Below are 20,299 nucleotides of genomic sequence, written 5' to 3'. Positions count from 1 at the left end.
CACTTATGCTGGCGCGTCTGAAGCTGGCTCCAGAAGAAAGGCAAAGCTGTCGCGCACTCGGCCCCACGTCGCCGCGTCCGACGCACAAAGCAGATAGCCCGACCGCATGTCCGCGCGATACTCTGAGCCATCCAGACAGGCCACGTGCCCCCCGGCGCGTTTGACCAGAAGCGCGCCAGCGGCGTGGTCCCACGGTGTCAGGTTTGCACACAGCACAAAATCGGTATGGCCCTGCGCCACCATGCGGAACTCATGCGCCGCACAGCGCAGCATGTAGAGATAGCGGAACCGCGTCATCAGCGCCGCCATGGTCGCACGTTTGTCTTCGGGCAGGCTGTACAGCGAGACAAACCCGCTTAGCGCCTCAATCGGCCCGCCCTTGGACACGTGGACGACGCGGGCAGGGCGACGCGGTGCCAGGACCTGCGCAGGGTCGGTTTCATCGGCAACCAGAACCTCGTCGGTGATGGGATCGTAAATCAACCCGAACACCGGTGTCCCAAACCGCGTCATCGACAGGATCACGCCAAACGTTGCAAGCCCGTGGGCAAAGTTCCAGGTGCCATCCACCGGGTCGATGGTGAAACCCATCTCGGCATCCGCCAGACCGGCGATCTTTTCTTCGGTGGCGGTTTCTTCGCCGACGATGTGGGCATTCGGGAAAAGCTGCAGCAACCCGCGGACGATCATCTTTTCGGCCTCGCGGTCGGCGGCTGTCACCACGTCCATCGGTCCGGTTTTCTGATCAATGTCGGCCTGTCCCAAAGTGCGGAACCGGGGCAGGATTTCCGCACGGGCGGTGCGACGGATCAGGTTGATGATCTGCGTGCGCTGCGCCGGGGTCAGCTGTGCGGGAATGGGCATGGGCAGGCTATCGGACATGAGGCGACTCTCCTTGCAGGGACTGCCCGTGGTTTGGCAACCCGCGCGACCTAACGCAAGGCGACTATTCGCGCGCCCGCAACACCTGCGCAGGCCGCGCTGCCAAGGGACGCCATGCAAAGACCAACCCGGCCAGCAGTGTGGCCAGAACGCCCCCGATCACGATGCCAAGCGCGGATGGCCAGACGATGGCAAAGCTGCTGTCCATCACAAAGGTCATCACGGCCCAACTGCCCAAAATCCCGGCGGCAAGCGCCACCAGTCCCGCGCTGCCGCCCAGAAGCGCAGATCGCAGCGCAAAGCTTTGCAGGATCCGCGCGCGACTTGCGCCAAGCGTTTTCAGAACGGCGGCCTCGTAGGTGCGTGCGCCTTCGCCGGCGGCGGCTGCCCCGATCAGGACCAGAAACCCGGTCAGCAAGGTCGCGGCCGCGCCCCAGCGGATGGCCGCGCCGATACCTTCCAGCAAAACGCTCACGCGGTCGATTGCATCGCGCACGCTGATCGCCGTGATGTTGGGAAAGGCGGATGCCAGCTCTCGCAGGATGCGGGCCTCGTCTTTCTGATCTGCATAGACAGTCGAAATAAACGTATGCGGCGCGCCTTGCAGGGCATTGGGCGTCAGGGTCATGACAAACCCCATCCCGGCGGTGGAAAAGTCGACATCCCGAAAGCTGGTGATCGTGGCGGTGATGTCCCGGCCCAGGATATTCACGGTCAGTTCATCCCCAAGGGACAGCCCCATTTCCTCGGCTTCCTCGATGGCAAAGCTGACCTCGGGTGGTCCATCGTGATCCGGCTCCCACCATTCGCCAGCCACAACGCGGGTGTTTTCATCCGGCGCGGCGGCATAGGTCAGACCGCGATCCCCTGTGACGACCCAATGGTCACCCGCCACTTCAGAGGCCGGAACACCATTGATCCGGCTCAGCACGCCTCGCAGCATCGGCGCGCTGTCGATCCGCGCGACCGCGTCGTCGTTTTCCAGCATTTCAAGGTATCGCGGCATTTGATCCGGCTGAATGTCGACAAAGAAATAAGCCGGGGCGACCTCGGGCAAATCGCGGTCAATTGCGGTGCGCAAATTGCCGTCGATCTGCCCAATGGCAGCAAGCACAGACAGGCCAAGACCCAGCGACAGCACCACCGGGGCCGCTGCATCACGCGGCCCCCCGATTGAAGCCAGCGCCCACCGCCAGACGGGCTTGCCACGCACCGCCTTGGTGCTGCGTTTGGCCAGCCAGCGGATACCGATAGAGGCAAAGACCAGCACGATCAGCGCGCCAATCAACCCTCCGGCGGTCCACAGGGTCAGAAACGGGCTGCCCGAGAAAAACGACGCAACCGCCACCAGCAGCGCCAGCAAAGCAACCGTGCCAAACACGTAGCGCCATGCGGGTAGCGCATCCGCCCCGTCCAGCGCGTCCCGGAACAGCATGGCCGGGCGGATATCTTCGGTACGGGCAAGCGGCCAAAGCGTGAAGACAAGCGCGGTCAGGATCCCGTACAGCGCCGCCTCGGCCAGCGGGGCAGGGTGCACAGTAAAGATCGCAGGCACAGGCAGGGAGGCGCTGATCAGCGGTCCAAACAGGATTGGCACCAGCGCACCCAGCATCAGCCCCATGGCAATCCCCAGCAGGCTCAATGCGCCGATTTGCAGGAAATAGGTCTGAAAGATCGTCGCGCGTGTGGCACCCAGGGTGCGCAACGTCGCAATCACAGAGGTCTTGCGCGCGAGATACGCGCGCACGGCGGCGGAAACGCCGATCCCGCCAACGGCAAGCCCCGACAACCCGACCAGAACCAGAAACGCGCCCAGCCGGTCGACAAACTCTGCCACCCCCGGCGCGCCATTGCGGGCATCGCGCCAGCGCAGACCACTATTTGGAAACTGGTCCCGTGCCTGCGTTTCCAGCGCGTCGAGATCGGCATCCGGCGGCAACAGCAGGCGGTATTCGGTTTCATACAGCGTGCCGGGCTGCAGCAGCCCCGCCGCGCGCAGATCTTCGGTGCGCACCAAGGTGCGCGGACCCAGCGAAAACCCGGCCGCTGCGCTGTCCGGCTCATTGGTCAAAATCGCGGTCAAAGCGAAATCGGATGTTCCCAGTCGGAAACTGTCACCGGGTGCCAGCCCAAGCCGGTCGGCCAGCAGCGGAGCCATCACCGCGCCGGGCAGCCCGTCCAGTCCATCCAGAGCGTCTGACAGAGGCATCTCTGGATCCAGCGTGACCTCACCGGTCAAAGGGTAGGCCGCGTCGACGGATTTCACTTGGGTCAGCGCGCGTTCCGCGTCGCCGGTGGGATCTTTCGTGACCATGGATCGGAAATCGGTGATCTCGGACACCTCAAGCGCGATGCCGTCCAGCCACGCGCGCTCGGACTCTTCGGCGAACCGGTAGGTGAACCGCACGGACGCATCGCCGCCCAACAGGACAGCGCCCTGTTCAGACAAACCGGACTGGATCGCGGATCGCACCGATCCGACACCGGCAATCGCCGCCACGCCAAGCGCCAGGCAAGCCAGGAAAATCCGGAACCCCTTTAAACCGCCCCGCAGTTCGCGGCGGGCAAAACGTGCTGCTGTGCGGAAACTCATTCTGCGGCTTTCAACGATGAATCATTTGCAATCTTGCCATCGGTCAACCGAATGACGCGGTCGCACTTGGAGGCCAGTTCGCGGCTATGCGTCACCAGAACCAGTGTTGCCCCGTGCCGATCGCGCAATCCGAACAACATGTCGATGATGGCCTGGCCATTGGCCCCGTCCAGGTTTCCGGTCGGCTCATCCGCCAGCAGAATCTCGGGCCGTGTGACCGACGCGCGGGCCAAGGCGACGCGTTGTTGTTCCCCCCCGGACATCTGCGCCGGGTAGTGGTCGGCGCGGTGGCCCAGTCCAACAGCCTCCAGTTCCGCTTCGGCGCGGGAATAGGCGTCTTTTTCCCCGGCCAGTTCCAAAGGAGTGGCGACGTTTTCAAGCGCCGTCATGGTCGGGATCAGGTGGAAGGACTGAAACACCACCCCCATGTGATCCCGCCGAAACCGCGCCATCGCGTCTTCGTCCATCGCGGTCAGGTCCTGGCCCAAGGCCTTGACCGATCCCGAAGTTGCCGTCTCAAGCCCGCCCATCACCATCAAGAGCGAAGATTTCCCCGACCCGGACGGCCCGATCAGGCCCAAGGTCTCGCCCTTGTGAACAGAAAGGTCGATCCCGTGCAGGATCTCAACCATTCCGGCATTGCCCTTGAGGCTGAGCGTGACATCTTTGAGGTCGAGAACTGGCTGGGACATGTATACGGAGCTTTATGATGTTGCGTTGGATGAGATATGGGGCTGCGCGGTATATGAACAAGGCGGCATTGGCCGGGATTGTGATGTGTAGTGCTGTCGCTGCCAAGGCCGAACCGGTGGAAGTGCTGGCTTTGGGGGACAGTCTGACCGCCGGATACGGGTTGATGGACGCGGATGGTTTTGTGCCCAAAATGCAGGCCTGGCTGGACGATCAGGGGCTTGATGTGCGCCTCGTCAATGCCGGTGTGTCGGGGGATACCACGGCAGGCGGGCTGTCGCGGGTTGCCTGGTCTCTGAATCCCGGCACCGATGCGATTATGGTTGCACTTGGCGGAAACGACCTGCTGCGCGGGCTGGACCCGTCGGTCTCTCGGGCGAACCTGGACGGCATCTTGCAGATCGCGCAGGAGAACGATCTTGAGGTTCTTGTGGTCGGCATGGAAGCGCCGGGCAATTACGGCCCCGAATACAAGGCCGAATTTGACGCCATGTATTCCGAACTGGCCGCAGAGTACGACGCGCTCTATTTCCCGCGTTTCTTCGAAGGGCTCATGAGCGTCGGCGAAACACCGGCGGAATTGCGCAGCGTCATGCAGATGGACGGCATTCACCCCAACACGGAAGGCGTTGAGCTTATTGTCGAGGCCCTGGGGCCGGCCCTTGCCGAACTGGTCGCGCGCGCCTCGGACTGATGCCGGGGCGGCTTTTTCTGACGCGGCCGGTTGAAGAGCTGGCACAGAAGATCGGCGTCGCCGCCCCACCGAACGAGCCGCCGCGGCGCAATATTCAGCCGGGCCAGACCGTTTTGTGCCTGACCCCCAGCGGGTTTGACCACATGCGCTGGGGCATGATCCCGTCCGGGCGCAAAAACGCCCGTGGGCGTCCGGTGATGGACACCATCGTCAACGCGCGGTCGGAAACTCTTTTCGACAAATCCGCCTTTTCCAACATGCAGCGCGCCATTGTGCCGGCGGATGGCTGGTACGAATGGACCGGTGAGGCGCGGCGCAAGACCGCCTGGGAAATCCGGTCAAAGACAGATGACCTTCTGTGGTTTGCCGCGATCTATGACACGTGGCATGGGCCGAACGATGTCACGCTGTCCCAACTCGCAACAGTGACAGGCCCACCGAACCAAGACCTGCGGGACATCCATGACCGCATGGGGGTTCTGCTGGAAATCGACGATATCCCGAAATGGATGACGGGCGACGAAACAGCCGCCCGGTCGGTGTTTCGGCCCTGGCCTGACGGTCGTCTGACCGTCATACAGGCCAAGGATGTGGATTGGTCGCAGCCGTAGCGCTGTTATTGCAGCGACAGATTGACCGCCGCTTCGCGCCCGTCGCGGCCCGCTTCCAGATCGAACGACACTTTCTGATTGTCAGCCAATCCGGTCAGGCCCGAGCGTTCGACCGCAGAGATGTGAACAAAAACGTCCTTGCCACCGCCATCGGGGGCAATGAATCCATAGCCTTTTGTTGTGTTGAACCATTTAACGGTGCCTGTGGCCATCCGTCTGTCTCCTGTCTGTCTTGAGTTCCGCCGGGCAAGAGGGCCCAACGGGCGCGGTCAGTCATATTCGCGTAACTGAGCCGGGTCGGAGCAGTGTGGTCGAAAATGGTAACTTTGCGATATAAGTTTTCGACGAAATCCCATCTCAGGCAAGAAAAAAGCTATCCGTTCGCAGGGATGTGAGAAAAGCTTGCCTTGTGCCGCACGCGGCCCATGTTGTTATCCTGATAAGACGTAGGGAGTGTGGCCATGTCAGGTGTCGAAGCGCGGATCGCAGCAAAGGCTGAACAAGACCAGCTGGATGCAAGATACGCGAAAGCGCGTGCCGAAATTGAACGCAACCGTCTGATTGAAAACGGACAATCCGGTGCGCTGATGTTTGCCGCCCTGGCGTATGGAGATACGCTGGAGAACAATTCGTTGTTTCGGACGGCGTCCCATGCGGCCAAGCTGTTCTGCATTGCCGCCGCGTTTGTCATTCCCAACCTGCTGGTGATCAGCGTCCTGCTGTAATCCAAGCCCCCATCGGCGGATATCTGCGCGCCGTGCTGCGCGGAATGATCGCGCGACTTACGTGTTTGTCTGAATGCGCAGGCTGGCGACATAAAGCGTTGTTGCCGCAAACCCGAGGCTGGTTGTCAGAAAGACGATCAGGGCGGTCGACGCAAGTGCGCCGGTCAGCAAAGCTGCGGCGGCACAAAGCCATCCCAGAACGCTTCCTGCAATGAGTGAAATTGCTGCCACGACAGAGCCCCTTTTTTCCAGTCTGCGCAAATTCCGTTAACGACCCATTAAGGGCAGGAAAGTTTGAAAGGGTTATGGCAGCAGATTGACCAGACAAAGGCCGCGCAGAAGCGGCCTTTGTCCGAAGGAATTAAAGAACGGTGACCTTCGTGCCGATTGGCACGCGATCGTACAGATCCTCGACATGCGCGTTCAGCATCCGGATACACCCGTTGGACACCGACTGCCCGATCGTGCGCGGGGCGGTTGTGCCGTGGATACGGAAGAACGTGTCGCGCCCGTTCTGGAACAGGTAAAGCGCGCGCGCGCCCAGCGGGTTCCCCGGCCCGCCCGGCTGCACGTAGTCATTGTCGATGAACTTTTTATACAGATGCGGCTCGCGTTCGATCATCTCGTTGGTTGGACGCCATGTCGGCCATTCCTTCTTCACTGCGATCTCGGCGGTTCCGGTGAATTCCAGACCGGCGCGTCCGACACCAACGCCGTACCGACGGGCGACGCCGGGTTCGGTGACGTAGTACACAAAATGCGCCCGTGGCAGCACAAGGATCTGTCCCGGCGCGATGTCGGGCTTCATCCGGACGTTCTGCGGACGGAACACCGGATCAATCTGGAACGCCTGCGCGGTGACGACGCTGGGCGCGGCGAGGCCCGCAGCGGCGGTTGCAATGAAATGGCGTCGGGAAATCATGGGCAGCACTCTTTCTGTGAACACGTGGTCTTTGGATTGAAGTGGTCGGAATTTGCCATCGCTTTGGGCGGAATCAAACACACTTGCCCGCCCATCGCTGCAGCGGATCGAAAAACTGCGGCCCAAAGGACACGGTTCATGCCATGTCTGGCGCAAATGTGAACGGTGGCCACCGCGATTGGCAAGCCGCCCTCTCGTCGCTAGGCTGTGATGGTATGTCGTCAGGGAGGACACATCATGTCAGTCGCACGCGTTACGGAAATCATCTCGTCATCAAAAAAGAGCTTCGAAGATGCCATCGAAAACGGCGTCGATCGTGCCTGCAAAACGCTCAAGAACGTGCAGGGCGCTTGGGTGCAGGATCAAAAGGTTGTCGTCGAAGACGGCAAAATCACCGAATACCGCGCGGTGCTCAAGGTCACCTTCATATTGGAAGACTGACGATCAGGCACAAAAAAAAGCGGGCTGAACGGCCCGCTTCCTTCAATCTCGTAAAAGTTGGCTTACGCCAGAGCGAGGTTGATCGCGCTCTCACGGCCGTCACGACCGTTTTCGATGTCGAAAGTCACTTTCTGATCATCGCTGAGGCCTGTGAGGCCGGACCGCTCAACAGCGGAGATGTGGACGAAGACGTCCTTGGAGCCGCCATCAGGTGCGATAAAGCCGTAGCCTTTGGTGGTGTTGAACCATTTCACTGTGCCAGAAGCCATGTGAATATTCCTTCAAATTGTCCGTTGCCCGCATGAGTGCGGCAACCCGGCGAAGTCACATCGTTGTCGAGACTGCGTGCCGAGGTCGGAAAACAGAAGGTCGAGTAGAAGATCGTTAGCAAGGGTCGTATCGCAGGGTGGTGCGTGTTTGGCAAGGGAAATCGCGGGTCGCGCGCATGTTCGGCGGAGGCTTGCCCAAAGGGCGGTCGATACATATCTCGAAGATCGAATGTGAATAAAGGAACGTATGATGTCTGGCAAGAAACTCAGCTGCCTTGAATGTGGTCAAACCAACCGCGTGCCCGGTGACCGGCTCGACTCCGCTCCAAAATGCGGCACCTGTGGCGCGGCGTTGATGCCCGGAAAGGCGATAGATGTGGATTGGAACACGCTGCAAAAGGCGGCGCGCACCGACGACGTGCCGCTGGTGGTCGATTTCTGGGCGCCGTGGTGTGGGCCGTGCAAGATGATGGGGCCAGAGTTCTCCAAGGCGGCAGGCACGCTCAAAGGACGTGCGCGGCTGGTCAAACTCAATACCGAAGATTTTCCACAATCCGGCCAACGCTTTGGCATTCGCGGTATCCCAACGATGATCAAGTTTGAAAAAGGCCGCGAAGCCGCCCGCCAGTCCGGCGCGATGCGGGCAGATCAGATTGTGGGGTGGGTGGGGTAACTTAACACGTCGTTTACTTTGGGTCGGCATATGTGGGCTATGTCCGTCTATCTGCGCCCCAAACGTCCCGGCGTGCCAGTCTTCTTTACCGTATGTCTGGCCCATCGCGGGTCGCATATGCTTGTTGAAGAAATTGATATTCTTCGCGAAGCCGTCCGCGTTACGCGTGCAAGACGCCCTTTTGCCGTCGATGCCTGGGTTGTTCTTCCTGATCATATGCATGCGATCTGGACGTTGCCCGAAGACGATCCCAACTATTCTGATCGCTGGGGGGCCATCAAGGCGCGGTTTTCCAAACACGTCAGATTGAAATCTGCCGCCGGAGCCGGGCGTAGGCCGGGCTTCAGCCCGGCACCCGCTTTGCCAAACGAACTCCCCGTGGTCCAATCCGGGCGCTACGCCGGGCTGAAGCCCGGCCTACGCAAAGACAAACGCGAATGCGCGATTTGGCAACGACGGTTCTGGGAACACCACATCCGCGACGAAGCGGACTATGCGGCACATATGCGGTACTGCTGGACCAATCCGGTGAAGCATGGATTGGTGTCTCAGCCGATGGATTGGCCGTATTCGTCGATCCATCGCGATGTTCGGCTTGGCCATGTGGATGCAGCGTTTTCTGCGAATTCATTCGAAGGCCAGTTCGGCGAAATCGCATAGGACTGGGTGAGCATCTAAAAAGCCGGGCCGAGGCCCGGCCTACGAGATATGCTTCACCGCACAAACTTCTTGAACTTCACCCGCTTCGGCTCCAACGCATCCGCGCCCAAACGGCGCTTCTTATCTTCTTCGTAATCTTCGAAGTTGCCCTCGAACCATTCCACATGCGCGTCACCCTCGAAGGCGAGGATGTGCGTACACAAGCGGTCAAGGAAGAAGCGGTCGTGGCTGATCACCACGGCGCAGCCCGCGAACGTCTCAATGGCGTCTTCCAGCGCACGCAGGGTTTCGACGTCCAAATCGTTGGTCGGTTCGTCGAGCAGCAGCACGTTACCGCCTTCTTTCAACAGCCGCGCCATGTGGACGCGATTGCGTTCACCGCCCGACAGAAGCCCGACCTTTTTCTGCTGGTCGCCCCCTTTGAAGTTGAAGGCCGAGCAATAGGCGCGGGAGTTCATCTGAGCGTCACCCAGTTCGATGATCTCGGCCCCGCCGGAGATGCTTTCCCAGACGGTTGCGTCTTTTTCCAGATCGTCGCGCGACTGGTCGACATAGGCGAGCTGTACGGTATCACCGTACGAAACGGACCCTTCGTCCGGTTGTTCCTGCCCGGTCAGCATCTTGAACAGCGTCGATTTACCCGCACCGTTGGGGCCGATCACGCCCACAATCCCACCCGGAGGCAGGCTGAACGACAGATCCTCGATAAGGAGTTTATCCCCCATCGCCTTCTTAAGTCCTTCAACCTCAATGACTTTCGACCCAAGCCGTGGCCCGTTCGGGATAATGATCTGCGCACGCCCGATCTGTTCCCGCTCGGACTGTCCCGCCATTTCTTCATAGGCCTGAATACGCGCCTTGGACTTCGCCTGCCGCGCCTTCTGGCCCTGCCGCATCCAGTCCAGTTCGCGCTGCAGCGTTTTCTGCTTGGCCTTGTCTTCCTTGGCCTCGTGTTCCAGCCGTTTGGCCTTCTGTTCCAGCCAGCTTGAGTAGTTGCCTTCGTAGGGAATGCCGCGTCCGCGATCCAGCTCAAGGATCCACCCGGTGATATCATCAAGGAAGTACCGGTCGTGGGTTACAACCAGAATTGTGCCTTTGTATTCAATGAGATGGTTCTGAAGCCACGCGATGGTCTCGGCGTCCAGATGGTTGGTCGGTTCGTCCAGAAGCAGCATATCCGGCGCTTCAAGCAGCAGCTTGCACAGCGCGACCCGGCGTTTTTCGCCGCCCGACAAGGTGCTGACATCCGCCTCGTCCGGCGGACAGCGCAGAGCCTCCATCGCAACATCAATCTGGCTGTCCAGATCCCACAGGTTATTGGCGTCGATATCATCCTGCAGTGCTGCCATCTCATCGGCGGTTTCGTCGCTGTAGTTCATCGCCAGTTCGTTAAAGCGGTCCAGCTTGGCCTTTTTCTCGGCCACGCCCAGCATCACGTTTTCGCGCACGTTGAGCGTCTCGTCGAGTTGTGGCTCCTGTGGCAGGTAGCCGACCTTCGCACCTTCCGCGGCCCAGGCTTCGCCGGAAAAATCCGTATCGATCCCGGCCATGATCTTCATCAGCGTCGATTTACCGGCACCGTTGACCCCGACAACACCGATTTTCACCCCCGGCAAGAAGCTGAGGCGGATGTTTTCAAAGCATTTTTTGCCACCGGGATACGTCTTGGAGACCCCGTCCATGTGGTAAACATATTGATAGGCAGCCATTAAGTTCTTCCTCGGGACAAACGCAGTTTGGCGGGTTGGATACACGGCGCGCGCGGGGCGTGCAATGCAGGGTGGTTGCCATGATCCCGTCTGTTTGGCATGCTTGGTCCAAGGCCAGTGCAGGTGGCCTCCCGTCCGCGGAAAGCGCGAGCCCCTGTGACAGACGACCCCGACTTCATATCGCGGTTTTCTTCCAGCCCTGAGGCAGCGGACATCTGGGTGCTTTGACGGAGGGACCGGGATGTCGATGGACACGATTCCCAATGATCTAGACGCGCTGCGGCGCGAAGCGAAACGCTTGCAAAAGGCGTATGACACCGGCGACAGCGCGGCGCGCGAACGTCTGCGCCAGTTGGCCCCGCGCCGGGATGGCGCAAACCCCAAACGGGCGGATTTTCTGCATCTGCTGGCGCGCGAGCAGGGCTATGCAAGCTGGCCACGATTAAAGGCGGCGGCAGAGGCGGTTGGGCTGGATGTGGCGATCTTGCGCCACCGGTTGGGAAATGCCCTGTTCCACGGTGCGTTTGGCCGGGCGGATGAGATCCTGACAATGCGACCGGACGTTATCGATGGCTCCATCGGGTTAAATTCTGCCCTTTACCGGTGGGACGCTGTGGCCGAGATGCTGTCGGGTGATCCGCAACTGGCCACCGCCGAAAGCGGGGCGCGACGACCGATTGTGCATTTGGCGTTTTCGCGCTGGATCAAACATCACCCCGACCTGACGGACGACATGCTGCGCGTGGCAGAGCTGTTGTTGGAGCACGGCGCCGATGTGAATGATGGTCTGGCACATGGGGCGGATCACAGTTTGTCGGTGCTCTACGGCGCCATCGGGCACGGCAACAACATGGCCTTGGGGCAGTGGTTGCTGGATCATGGGGCCAACCCGAATGACGGGGAATCGCTCTACCACGCAACCGAACTTGGGCATCACAACGGGTTGCGCATGTTGTTGGCGGCCGGGGCCAATCCCGAAGGCACGAACGCGCTGTTGCGTGCGATGGACTTTCACGATCTGGAGGCGGTGACCCTGTTGCTGGCGCACGGCGCGCGGGCGGATGATTTCAATCCCGACGAGGTTGGGGGAGAAGAGCCGTGGACCGCACCTGCACTGCATCAGGCGGCGCGTCGGGGATCAAACGAGGCGATGGTTCAAGTCCTGCTCGACCATGGCGCGCGGGCGGATGTGGTCTACAAGGGGGCCAACGCCTATGCCTACGCGCGTGTCTTTGGCAATTCGGTTGTGGCGCATGCCATAGAAGAGCGGGGTCCGGTTCCGCCACTGACAGACATGGAACAGGTCCTGGCGCAAATCGCAGACGGGAAAACGCCGAAAGACGTTTGGATTGATCCCGACAAGCTGCCGGCCGCATATCGCGGGATGATCCGAGACATCCTGCATCTGCCGAGCAAGCTTGACCATGTCAAACGTCTGGTTGCCGTCGGATTGGAATATGACCGACCTGACAGCGAAGGGCTGACACCGGTGCAGGTTGCCGGGTGGGAGGGTCTGCCCGAGGTGTTGGACTACTTCGTTCGGTTGAAGCCTGACTTGGGCCACGTCAATAGCTATGGCGGCACGTTGCTCAGCACGATTTTGCACGGTGCCGAGAACAATCCAAACCGCGAAGGGCGGGATTATATTGCCTGTCTGGACATTGCGCTGACAGAAGGTGTCGCACTGCCGCGTCAGGCGATAAATGTCATCGGGCGGCCCGAAATTGCACGGTTCCTGACGGACTGGGCTGCGGCGCATCCCGGGCAGGTGGTTTGAACCAACCGGGTGTCCTTGTGCCCAGGCCCTATTGATCCGAAGGGTGATTGACCCCGTCGTGCCAGCCAATCGGTTCGTGCTCGGCGGGGTTCACCCCTTCGATGCCACCCATGTTGACGCCGTATTCATCGGGGTTCGACCGCCGTTGATGGTGCGTGTAGATCCCACAGGTCTTGCAGAAATAGTGTTTCGCGGTGTTCGTGCCCCACGCGTACAGCGTCAGGTTGTCCGCGCCCTTGATGATCCGCAGACCGGACCGTGGAACCGAAACTGCCGGGCTGCCGCGGCGTCGGCAGAACGAACAATCACAGCGCCGGGCGGTGGCAAGCCCGTCGCTCAGATACGCTTCGAGCTCAACCGCGCCGCAATGGCAGGTCACTGTCACAGGCGCGTTCATTTGCGCTTCACCGCAGGGATGCGGGACCGGGTCAGATTGTACTTGGCTTCCGGATGTGGCGGATGCCCGTCTGTTCTGTCCCAAAAGTCCGTTGCGCCAAGCCGCATCCACAGGGGAAGGGTTAACCCCAAACCGATCACAAAGCCCCCAACATGCGCCCAATATGCAACGCCGCCTTCATCGGCGGCAGACCCGAAACCGCCAAAGACCTGCATCGCAAACCACAGGCCAAGCATGATCCAGGCGGGGATTGGAAAGATCTTAAAGAAAATCACGATGATGATCAGGATATCGACCTTGGCCTTCGGGAAGAGCAGCAGATAACCGCCCATCACGCCCGCAATGGCACCCGATGCGCCAACCGTCGGCACCGGCGACCAAGGGGCCGCGATATAATGGATCAGCCCCGCCCCGACACCGGCGGCCAGATAGAACAGTGCAAATCCAAAATGGCCCATTTCGTCTTCCATGTTGTCGCCAAAAATGAACAGGAACAACATGTTGCCCAACAGATGCATCCATCCGCCATGCAAAAACATCGACGTAAAAAACCCACCCCAGCCACGGCCCTCGCTGACAAGGGCCGGGACCAGCGCCCAGTCGAAATAGAAGCGCATGATCGCCTGATCATCCTGCATCAGCGTCCAGTAGCTGAGGAAAATGCCGACATTTGCGGCAATCAGGATGTAGGTCACATAGGGCGTACGGCCGGACGGATTGTGATCGCGAATTGGAAACATGCAGCGACAGTTGTTCCGTTTGAGGGGCGCGTCAAGCCGCGCCACCCAGAAGCTGTGCGTTTCCGCCCGATGCCGTGGTATCGACGCAGACATGACGTTCCCGGCAAACATGCCCTTTGTCCGGGCGCGTGGTGATCAACGGCAGGATCGGCCCCGACCGCTGCGCCAGCGCGCGTCGGTAAGACCGCGCTCTGTCGGCGTCGCCCCACCAGAGCGCCCCGTCAATGGGCAGATCGACCAACCACTCCGCCGCAACCTGTCCGTCGGCACAAACTGCCACGCCACCCATTGCCTGAACCGCCGCCGCCTGCGCCTCGGCAACCGGTTTGCCCGGCCCAAGACACAAGATCGGGCCACGTGGCAGGGTTTCCAGAACGTTGGATTCCCCCGTGGGTCCCGGCAAACTCTGCGTGTGTGCCTTTGGAGCAGTAGGCAGCTTCGTCACAGCCGCAACCAACCGTTTCAGGCTGTCGTCGCCAGACCAGACCTGCGCGTCGAGGGACGCGGGGATTTTCCGGAAGCGGTGCAGATACAGCGGCCCACCCGCCTTGGGGCCGGTGCCCGAAAGCCCTTCGCCGCCAAAGGGCTGGCTGCCGACAATCGCCCCGATCTGGTTGCGATTGACATAAACGTTGCCCGCCTCGATCCGGTCCGAGATGTGCTGGACACGGTCATCAATGCGGGTTTGCAGGCCAAAGGTCAGGCCGTACCCGGTGGCGTTGATGTCGTCGATCACCGTGTCGATGTCGCGCGATGCGAAAGTTGCGATGTGCAGCACGGGGCCAAAAATCTCGCGCGTCATCTCCGCTATGCCGTTCACCTTGATCAAGGTTGGCGGGACAAAGGTGCCGCCCGCCGGGAGGGACCGACGATGCACCACGCGGCCTTCGGCCTCGGCGGCATCAACGTAAGCCATGATCGCGTCGCGCGCGTCCGTATCGATCACCGGCCCGACATCGGTGCCATAGATCCAGGGGTCGCCGATCACCAAGGCGTCCATCGCACCTGTCAGCATCTCGACAAACCCGTCGACGATATCGTCCTGCACATACAGGCACCGAAGCGCCGAGCATCTTTGCCCGGCGGATTGGAATGCGGATTCCACGATGGCCTGAACGGCCTGTTCAGGCAGGGCGGTGCTGTCCACGATCATCGCGTTCAACCCACCGGTTTCGGCAATAAACGGCGTTCCGGGATCCAGATTGTCGGCAATGCTGCGATGAATGATCTGCGCAGTTTCGGTCGAGCCGGTAAACGCCACCCCTTTCACAGCCGGGTTGGCGGTCAATGCCGCACCAACGTCGCCCGCGCCGGGAAGCAGTTGCAGCCCGGAGGCCGGAACGCCCGCCTCGTGCAGCAATTGCACGGCGCGATGCGCGATCAGGGGCGTTTGCTCTGCCGGTTTGGCCAGAACAGCATTGCCGGCGGCAAGCGCTGCGGAAATCTGGCCGGTGAAGATCGCCAACGGAAAGTTCCACGGGCTGATGCAGGCAAAGACCCCATGTGGGGCTGTGTCGTTTGTCCGCGCCGCGTAGTAGCGTAGGAAATCCACGGCTTCCCGAAGCTCTGCAATGGCGTCCAGAAGGGTTTTGCCCGCTTCCCGTGCAAGCAGGGCAAACAGTTCGCCGTAGTGCTGCTCGTATAAGTCTGCAGCGCGGTTCAGCACCGCCGTCCGGTCTTGCGGCGATGCGCTCCACGGCGCAGCGGCAGAGCAGGCGGCATCGACAACCTGCGCATCGGCCAAGACCACCTCACCAACCGTGTCACCGGGTCGGGCCGGGTTGATCACCGGGTGATGCGCTCCCGGCGCAAGGTCGACAGCGACAATCGGCTGTGCGGTCCAGCGGTGCTGTGCAAAGGGCTTGCGCGCGGCCTCAATCGCGGTACGGGTTGGGCGATCCGCCAGATCCCACCCCTTCGAGTTCGGTCGCTCTGGGCGGAACAGCTCGGGGCCGGTTGGCAAGGCCTGCGCGGGCTGGGCGTCGAACGGATCAGACGCAACATCTTCGGCTGGGACGTCGGTATCGACTATCTGGTTCACAAAAGAACTGTTTGCCCCGTTTTCCAGAAGGCGGCGCACAAGATAGGCAAGCAGGTCACGATGCGCGCCGACCGGGGCGTAGATCCGGCATCGCGTGCTTTCCCCGGACGTCACGATATCGTGCAAGGCTTCGCCCATCCCGTGCAGACGCTGAAATTCGAACGCGCTGCGATCCTCGGCCATGTGCAGGATCGCGGCGACCGTGTGGGCGTTATGCGTAGCGAATTGTGGATAAATCCGGTCGGTCATGCCAAGCAGTTTGCGGGCATTCGCGATGTAGCTGATATCGGTATGGTGTTTCGCGGTGAACACGGGGAACCCGGGAAGCCCGGCAACCTGCGCCCGTTTAATCTCCGTATCCCAATAGGCCCCTTTGACCAGACGCACCATGATTTTGCGATCCAGCCGTTCCGACAGATCATAGAGCCAGTCAATGACATGCCCGGCGCGCTGTCCGTAAGCCTGCACAACCACGCCGAACCCGTCCCATCCCTTGAGCGACGGTTCCGACAACACCGCTTCGATCACATCCAGCGAGATCGACAGACGGTCTGCTTCTTCGGCGTCCACATTCAGACCGATCCCGGCAGAGCGCGCCAGCTGCGCCAAGGTGCGCAAGCGTGGCACCACCTCTTCCATGACGGTGTGGTGCTGCATGTCTTCATAGCGGGGGTGCAAGGCCGACAGCTTGACAGAGATACCGGGGTTTTCCCGGATGTCCTTCGAGGTGGCGGCTTCGGCAATGGCACTGATCGCGCGGGAATAGGACAGGTGATACCGCCGCGCATCGGCCTCGGTGCGTGCCGCTTCGCCCAGCATGTCATAGGAATAGGTGTAGCCCTTGGCTTCCATATCCGATGCGCGCCGCATCGCCGACGAGATCGTCTCGCCCAGAACGAACTGCGCGCCCATTTCCTTCATCGCACGCCCGACCGCCGTTCGGATCACCGGCTCTCCCAACCGCTTGATCGCGCCCCGCAGGTGGCCCACGGGTCCGGGCGTGTCCTCCTGCAACACCTTTCCGGTCAGCATCAGCGCCCAGGTCGAGGCATTGACCAGCGGCGAGGTGCTTTCGCCAAGGTGCTTGGCCCAATTAGACGGCGCGATCTTGTCTTCGATCAACGCATCAATCGTGGCGGCATCCGGCACGCGCAGCAGCGCTTCGGCCAGGCACATCAAGGCAATGCCCTCGTCGGTGGACAGCCCATATTCGCTTAAGAACACTTCCATCAAACCGGGCCGTGCGTCATCGCGAATGGTCTTCACCAACTGCGTGGCCTGTGCCTTGATCGCGGTGCGATCCGCATCCGAAAGGGCCGCAGCGCGCGACAGCTGCGCAATCGTTTCGCCTTCATCGGCATAGGTTGCGGCATCGATACGCGCGCGCAGATCGTGTGACGTGTCCCGTGGCATGACATCCTCCAGTCAGATACCCCTCATTATATCCAAATTTGCAGGACATGTGACGGATTATCGGCTATTGGTTATGCAAATGACCTGAATACTACGAGGCTTGGCGGGCAAAATGGACATCTCAGAGCTCGACGCGTTTGACCGCGCGATTCTACAGGTGATGGGGCAGGATGGCCGCATCTCGATCACCGAGCTGTCCAAGCGGATTGGATTGTCAAAATCCCCTACGCAGGCGCGGCTAAGGCGCTTGGAACAGCTTGGTGCGATCCAGGGCTATCGCGCATTACTAGACCCGATCAAACTGGGCCTTGATCACATCGCCTTTGTCGAGGTGAAGCTGACCCAAACGCGCGAAGCCGCGCTGGCCGCGTTCAACGGCGCCGTCGCCAAAATCCCCGAAATCGAGCAGGCGCATCTGATAGCGGGCAATTTCGATTACTTGCTCAAGGTGCGGACCGCCAATATGCGCGATTACCGCCGGGTGTTGGCCGAAAAGATATCGACCCTTCCGCATGTCGCGGCCACCTCCACCTATGTCGCCATGCAAGCCGTGAAAGAGAACGCTTTCGGGACTGTGACTTGACCCTGCGGTATTGCCGTGTCCGAATGCACGGATGAGATATGCAGTTTTGATCCCCGCCGTCTTCAGCGCGCAGTTGGCCGCTGCCGACGGATGCCCGGTCGCGCCAGATCACACAGACGCCATGGACAGGCTTTACGAGCAAACCCAGGCGGCGCCAGACGCCATGGTCGCGCGGGGCTACTCGAACCAGATGTGGGAATTGTGGCTGCAAGCCCCGGATGAGCCGTCACAGATGATGCTGGATGAAGGATTGCGGGCGCTGCGGATCGGGGATTTCCTGCGCGCGCAGGATCGTTTGAATGCCCTAGTGTCCTACTGTCCGCTTTTTGCCGAAGGCTACAACCAGCGTGCCTTTCTCAACTACCTGCGCAATGACTATGACGCCGCCTTGCCCGATCTGAACCAGGCGCTGGACCTGAACCCGCGCCATATGGGTGCGCTGACCGGCAAGGCCCTGACGCTGATCGCGCTGCAACGCAACGATGAGGCGCAAGAGGTGCTCAAATCCGCCGTTGCCCTCAACCCCTGGATTTCCGAGCGCGCATTGATCACCGAACCGGAAGGCGACGATCTTTGAGCTTTTGTACCTCTATCGCTTCCGGAGCGTTACAGGAAAAAAGCCGCATCACGTGGATTGTTTTCAGATTTATCGCCCGCTAGGGATAGGCCCGTGCGGGCGTGATGGAATGGTAGACATATCGGACTTAAAATCCGAAGGCCTTAGCGCCGTGTGGGTTCGAGTCCCACCGCCCGCACCATATAGTCCTAAATAATCTTTTATATTGAGGCTTTTAACTGATAACCCTTCCGCTGGGGCCACCCTCTGGGCCACCCACTAAGCCGTTCTTCTGCCCTTGGCGACCAGACGGCGGGGTTTAGTCGCAAGTCACTGCAGACCCAAGTTCACGACCTCTATGTAATTGGTCCCGGTCGAACAGTAGCTGTCTTGGGGAATTCTGCCGTTCGCTTTCCAGTTTGAAAGAACTGGGTCTACCTCATCAGGCTTAAGTGTTCCCACAGAAATCGCAATCCAGCCATTCCTACCGAGAAAGGCATTGAGGAAACGACGGTCGCGTATGTTGGTGAGGACGTATTCTCTTGCCTCTTCAACCGTCCGCCTTGAAGCAACAATCAAAGCACATTGACCGGGCGGAATGCGCTGCGCAACGCTTGCAGCCAAATTCACTTGTGGAGAAATCGCAGTGAAACTGGTCTCGTCAACACTTAACACAACGGACTGATAACTGCCGTCCTCATCGTACCATCGGACGCCGCTTTGAGTGACCAGAGGCCTTCGACACGCGTAGTTCTGGTTTGGTGCAAGCTGAAAACAAACTTCGGTCTCAGTTAGGTAATAGCGGCCCTCGGAGCGCTGACCGCTCGAAAACTGAAAAGTCGTGCTCCCGTCAGCATTAAGAGATGCGTACCACTTTTTACCGCTCGAAACTAAAGCTCCAGTGATGACCTTGCCACGCCATGTTTTTGGATTGCTCAGGTCCACCTCGGACGAAGGTTCATTTGAATTGGTAGCAGCAGTTTGAGGCTCGTTGAGAAAGCCGTATCGACGATTTTCCAGCGGGCTAAAAACATACATGTCGCCGGGCGGTGTTCTCAACATCAATCCGATGACTTCCGATGAAACATCATACTCGTTTAGCGCGTCAATTACGTCAGCCAACGCGAATTGCCCACCGACCATATTTCCTTGATTATCGGGGGAACTTATTTGATGCACTCCCAACTCTCCCCATGCCAGACGTTCGGCCCCAGCAAAGAAAATCAACGCACATGCGGACATGCACTCGTGTTCTTCGAAGATAACGGTAGTCATTCCAAGGTTACGCACACGAGCAGCTATAGATAGAGCGCTATGTACGGCACCACCTGGGCTGTTTAGCATCAACATGGAAGCATTGGGAACTTCCGACAGAGTTCTTTCAAATGCCAGTGGCGTTCGGAAGTCGATTTCATCCACAATCGCGATTATACCTTCTGCCTTGTCCAGTGCCAAAACCGGATAGTTCGGATACTCCGCTGTTTGCGCGGTAGCTGAAACGGGGAAAATGCATGCATGCGCCACGCCCACAGCGAGCAAAACAAACGTACCAACTTTGCTTATGAAGGCCCTGAGCGAGCTATGCATTTGGAACTACCTCAGTGCGACCCAAGTCATCTTATGGAAAGCTAGCGTGTCACCGTTCTTAGGTCCATCGGCTGAAATGACTTCGCCAAGGCTTCAGGCATGAGTATGGTTCGAACAAGCGATTGCGAGGGCGGAAAATTGTTCAGTCCCCGAGTCGCTGAAGCGGCGAAACGAACTGTCTTATTTGGTGTCGTTCACATGACCTCAGACCTTGAGTCCTAGAAGGGTGTCGTTTACCCGCATGATGCCGACCGCCCGCACCACCAAGGTGACTACCAATTGAAACGAAAAAACCGGCCGAATGGCCGGTTTTTTGAGTGTTTCGAGAGCAACTGA

21 protein-coding genes and 1 tRNA gene are annotated in these 20,299 nt (G+C 59.9%); 10 read left to right on the top strand and 12 right to left on the bottom strand.

The genetic code is table 11. The features are described from left to right. Positions 1 to 3: 3 nt before the first annotated feature. From MWU54_RS07155 to MWU54_RS07145, 3 genes are all read right to left on the bottom strand, one after another. Positions 4 to 882, bottom strand: a complete 879-nt coding sequence (locus MWU54_RS07155) for an inositol monophosphatase (RefSeq protein WP_247081723.1) — start codon at positions 880 to 882, stop codon at positions 4 to 6. Between the two features lie 64 nt (positions 883 to 946). Continuing rightward, positions 947 to 3,475 carry an FtsX-like permease family protein gene (locus tag MWU54_RS07150; protein ID WP_247081721.1) on the bottom strand — a complete coding sequence of 843 codons (2,529 nt, stop codon included), beginning with the start codon at positions 3,473 to 3,475 and terminating at the stop codon, positions 947 to 949. Next, entirely contained in the window at positions 3,472 to 4,167 is a 696-nt protein-coding gene (locus MWU54_RS07145; protein ID WP_247081719.1) for an ABC transporter ATP-binding protein, read from the bottom strand. The genes MWU54_RS07150 and MWU54_RS07145 overlap by 4 nt, the downstream gene beginning before the upstream one ends. Positions 4,168 to 4,196: 29 nt before the next feature. On the opposite strand from MWU54_RS07145, the gene MWU54_RS07140 reads away from it, so the two are divergent. Both MWU54_RS07140 and MWU54_RS07135 read left to right on the top strand, forming a co-directional pair. Further along, positions 4,197 to 4,859, top strand: coding sequence for an arylesterase (locus MWU54_RS07140; protein WP_247081717.1), 663 nt, complete (start codon positions 4,197 to 4,199; stop codon positions 4,857 to 4,859). After that, positions 4,859 to 5,470 (top strand): SOS response-associated peptidase, encoded by a 612-nt coding sequence (locus MWU54_RS07135; RefSeq protein WP_247081715.1) that lies wholly within the window; start codon positions 4,859 to 4,861, stop codon positions 5,468 to 5,470. The genes MWU54_RS07140 and MWU54_RS07135 overlap by 1 nt, the downstream gene beginning before the upstream one ends. Positions 5,471 to 5,475: 5 nt before the next feature. Here the strand turns inward: MWU54_RS07135 and MWU54_RS07130 are convergent, their stop codons facing one another. After that, positions 5,476 to 5,682: a cold-shock protein gene (locus MWU54_RS07130; protein ID WP_247081713.1), complete on the bottom strand. Its 207-nt coding sequence runs from the start codon at positions 5,680 to 5,682 to the stop codon at positions 5,476 to 5,478. A 249-nt stretch (positions 5,683 to 5,931) separates the two neighbouring features. On the opposite strand from MWU54_RS07130, the gene MWU54_RS07125 reads away from it, so the two are divergent. Continuing rightward, complete coding sequence (locus tag MWU54_RS07125) at positions 5,932 to 6,195, top strand: hypothetical protein (protein ID WP_247081711.1); 264 nt, start codon at positions 5,932 to 5,934, stop codon at positions 6,193 to 6,195. 57 nt (positions 6,196 to 6,252) lie between these two features. Here the strand turns inward: MWU54_RS07125 and MWU54_RS07120 are convergent, their stop codons facing one another. Both MWU54_RS07120 and MWU54_RS07115 read right to left on the bottom strand, forming a co-directional pair. Then, positions 6,253 to 6,426, bottom strand: coding sequence for a hypothetical protein (locus MWU54_RS07120; RefSeq protein ID WP_247081709.1), 174 nt, complete (start codon positions 6,424 to 6,426; stop codon positions 6,253 to 6,255). Positions 6,427 to 6,556: 130 nt separating this feature from the next. Then, positions 6,557 to 7,117 (bottom strand): L,D-transpeptidase, encoded by a 561-nt coding sequence (locus tag MWU54_RS07115; protein ID WP_247081707.1) that lies wholly within the window; start codon positions 7,115 to 7,117, stop codon positions 6,557 to 6,559. A gap of 237 nt (positions 7,118 to 7,354) precedes the next feature. On the opposite strand from MWU54_RS07115, the gene MWU54_RS07110 reads away from it, so the two are divergent. Continuing rightward, positions 7,355 to 7,558, top strand: a complete 204-nt coding sequence (locus tag MWU54_RS07110) for a dodecin family protein (protein WP_247081705.1) — start codon at positions 7,355 to 7,357, stop codon at positions 7,556 to 7,558. Between the two features lie 62 nt (positions 7,559 to 7,620). Here the strand turns inward: MWU54_RS07110 and MWU54_RS07105 are convergent, their stop codons facing one another. Beyond that, a complete protein-coding gene (locus tag MWU54_RS07105) occupies positions 7,621 to 7,827 on the bottom strand; it encodes a cold-shock protein (protein ID WP_247081703.1) in 207 nt (68 codons plus the stop codon). A 250-nt stretch (positions 7,828 to 8,077) separates the two neighbouring features. Here MWU54_RS07105 and trxC point away from each other — a divergent pair, with 250 nt between their 5' ends. Both trxC and MWU54_RS07095 read left to right on the top strand, forming a co-directional pair. Then, positions 8,078 to 8,500, top strand: coding sequence for a thioredoxin TrxC (gene trxC / locus MWU54_RS07100; protein ID WP_247081702.1), 423 nt, complete (start codon positions 8,078 to 8,080; stop codon positions 8,498 to 8,500). A gap of 216 nt (positions 8,501 to 8,716) precedes the next feature. After that, complete coding sequence (locus tag MWU54_RS07095; RefSeq protein ID WP_348647617.1) at positions 8,717 to 9,160, top strand: hypothetical protein; 444 nt, start codon at positions 8,717 to 8,719, stop codon at positions 9,158 to 9,160. A 53-nt stretch (positions 9,161 to 9,213) separates the two neighbouring features. On the opposite strand, the gene ettA is transcribed toward MWU54_RS07095, so the two are convergent. After that, positions 9,214 to 10,869 (bottom strand): energy-dependent translational throttle protein EttA, encoded by a 1,656-nt coding sequence (gene ettA, locus MWU54_RS07090; protein ID WP_247081700.1) that lies wholly within the window; start codon positions 10,867 to 10,869, stop codon positions 9,214 to 9,216. Positions 10,870 to 11,110: 241 nt separating this feature from the next. Here ettA and MWU54_RS07085 point away from each other — a divergent pair, with 241 nt between their 5' ends. Next, a complete protein-coding gene (locus tag MWU54_RS07085; RefSeq protein WP_247081699.1) occupies positions 11,111 to 12,646 on the top strand; it encodes an ankyrin repeat domain-containing protein in 1,536 nt (511 codons plus the stop codon). Between the two features lie 28 nt (positions 12,647 to 12,674). On the opposite strand, the gene MWU54_RS07080 is transcribed toward MWU54_RS07085, so the two are convergent. The 3 genes from MWU54_RS07080 to putA are packed head-to-tail and all read right to left on the bottom strand — an operon-like array spanning position 12,675 to position 17,237. Then, positions 12,675 to 13,043, bottom strand: a complete 369-nt coding sequence (locus MWU54_RS07080; RefSeq protein ID WP_247081698.1) for a GFA family protein — start codon at positions 13,041 to 13,043, stop codon at positions 12,675 to 12,677. Beyond that, positions 13,040 to 13,783 carry a rhomboid family intramembrane serine protease gene (locus MWU54_RS07075; RefSeq protein WP_247081697.1) on the bottom strand — a complete coding sequence of 248 codons (744 nt, stop codon included), beginning with the start codon at positions 13,781 to 13,783 and terminating at the stop codon, positions 13,040 to 13,042. Before MWU54_RS07075 ends, MWU54_RS07080 begins: the two co-directional genes overlap by 4 nt. A gap of 31 nt (positions 13,784 to 13,814) precedes the next feature. Next, entirely contained in the window at positions 13,815 to 17,237 is a 3,423-nt protein-coding gene (gene putA / locus MWU54_RS07070; RefSeq protein WP_247081696.1) for a bifunctional proline dehydrogenase/L-glutamate gamma-semialdehyde dehydrogenase PutA, read from the bottom strand. A 112-nt stretch (positions 17,238 to 17,349) separates the two neighbouring features. Here putA and MWU54_RS07065 point away from each other — a divergent pair, with 112 nt between their 5' ends. From MWU54_RS07065 to MWU54_RS07055, 3 genes are all read left to right on the top strand, one after another. Next, positions 17,350 to 17,820: an Lrp/AsnC ligand binding domain-containing protein gene (locus MWU54_RS07065; RefSeq protein WP_247081695.1), complete on the top strand. Its 471-nt coding sequence runs from the start codon at positions 17,350 to 17,352 to the stop codon at positions 17,818 to 17,820. Between the two features lie 31 nt (positions 17,821 to 17,851). Then, a complete protein-coding gene (locus tag MWU54_RS07060; protein WP_247081693.1) occupies positions 17,852 to 18,397 on the top strand; it encodes a tetratricopeptide repeat protein in 546 nt (181 codons plus the stop codon). A gap of 95 nt (positions 18,398 to 18,492) precedes the next feature. Further along, a tRNA-Leu gene (locus MWU54_RS07055) sits at positions 18,493 to 18,578 on the top strand. 128 nt (positions 18,579 to 18,706) lie between these two features. Here the strand turns inward: MWU54_RS07055 and MWU54_RS07050 are convergent. Continuing rightward, positions 18,707 to 19,963 carry a hypothetical protein gene (locus tag MWU54_RS07050; RefSeq protein WP_247081691.1) on the bottom strand — a complete coding sequence of 419 codons (1,257 nt, stop codon included), beginning with the start codon at positions 19,961 to 19,963 and terminating at the stop codon, positions 18,707 to 18,709. Between the last annotated feature and the right edge of the window lie 336 nt (positions 19,964 to 20,299).

Origin of the sequence: Marivita sp. S6314 (assembly GCF_023015985.1) — a bacterium.
GTDB lineage: Bacteria > Pseudomonadota > Alphaproteobacteria > Rhodobacterales > Rhodobacteraceae > Marivita.
Note: the sequence above shows the minus strand (reverse complement) of the source record. Positions and strands in the feature narration are given on the sequence as shown.